This is a genomic window from Blastomonas sp. CCH9-A1 (genome assembly GCF_001557175.1).
In the GTDB taxonomy this organism is placed as follows: domain Bacteria; phylum Pseudomonadota; class Alphaproteobacteria; order Sphingomonadales; family Sphingomonadaceae; genus Blastomonas; species Blastomonas delafieldii_A.
The window spans coordinates 1-1,423 of record NZ_LSHM01000054.1 but is presented as its reverse complement, the minus strand read 5'-3'; the positions used below and the strand labels follow the sequence as shown (position 1 = coordinate 1,423).

Annotated in this window: 1 protein-coding gene; it reads left to right on the top strand. The window is 63.9% G+C overall.

Features of this window, described 5'->3' with window-relative positions; genetic code table 11:
- Positions 1–158 precede the first annotated feature (158 nt).
- Positions 159–1,370, top strand: coding sequence for an IS256 family transposase (locus AX725_RS14855; protein WP_066119276.1), 1,212 nt, complete (start codon positions 159–161; stop codon positions 1,368–1,370).
- The last annotated feature ends 53 nt before the right edge of the window (positions 1,371–1,423 follow it).

The following is a 1,423-nucleotide window of genomic DNA, read 5'->3' as shown; positions in this document are numbered from 1 at the left end:
GTTAGCGTCCGCGCTCGTGGTGTAATTTCTGGTGTAGATTGAGGTGATCGCGCGGGGTGGGGCATGCCCCACCCCGCGCGATTTCGATCTCGGTGGCCACCGGGCTCATTGGTAAGGTGGAGTTTCCAAGCTTCACACCAACCAAGGAGTTGATCCCGATGACCGAAGACAGACTACCGCTTGCCGAGCTTTTGGCGAAGAGCGGAGATGGAGATTTTCTGCGCACCATTGCCGAAAGCGTATTGCAGATCATCATGGAGGCCGACGTCGAGGGCCTGATCGGTGCCGCCCGGCATGAGCGCTCCGGCGATCGCACGACCTGGCGCAACGGCTACCGCGACCGCAGCCTCGACACGCGGCTCGGCACGCTCAACCTGAAGATCCCCAAGCTGCGGACGGGCGCATACTTCCCGGGCTTCCTGGAGCCGCGGAAGACGGTGGAGAAGGCCTTGGTCGCCGTGATCCAGGAGGCGTGGATCGCCGGGGTCAGCACCCGGCGGGTCGATGATCTGGTGCAGGCCATGGGCATGACCGGCATCTCCAAATCCTCGGTCTCGAAGCTGTGCAAAGATATCGACGAGCGCGTCCATGCCTTCCTCAAGCGCCCGCTAGCAGGCGACTGGCCCTACCTCTGGCTCGATGCCACATACCTGAAGGTGCGCCAGGGCGGCCGGATCGTCAGCGTCGCCGCGATAATCGCCGTTGCCGTCAACACCGAGGGCAAGCGCGAGATCGTCGGCCTGCACATCGGCCCATCGGAGGCTGAGGTGTTCTGGTCCGACTTCCTCAAGGACCTCGCCCGCCGCGGGCTGACGGGGGTCAGGCTGGTCATCTCGGATGCCCACGAAGGCCTCAAGGCGGCAATCACCCGCGTCCTCAGCGCCACCTGGCAGCGCTGCCGCGTCCACTTCATGCGCAATGCGCTGGCATACGTCCCCAAGGGCCAGAACACGGTCGTTGCCGCCGCCATCCGCCAGGTCTTCCTCCAGCCCGATCATGCCGCCGCGACACAGGTCTGGCGGCAGGTTGCCGACCAGTTGCGCGCCCGCTGGCCGAAGCTGGGCACCTGCATGGATGAAGCCGAGCATGACGTGCTGGCCTACATGACCTTCCCCGAACAGCACCGGGTCAAGCTCCACAGCACCAATCCGCTGGAGCGCCTGAACAAAGAAGTGAAGCGCCGCGCCGATGTCGTCGGCATCTTCCCCAACGAGGACAGCATCATCCGTCTCGTCGGCGCCGTCCTGCTCGAGCAAAACGACGAATACCAGCTCCAGCACCGCTACATGCAGATCGAGGGCATGGCAGCGCTCGCCACACCAACCATCGAGGAGGCTCAGCCGCTACAGATTACACCAAAGGCCGCCTGAAAATGCAGCCCGCTGGCCACAACCGAATTTACACCACGTTGACGGACACGACC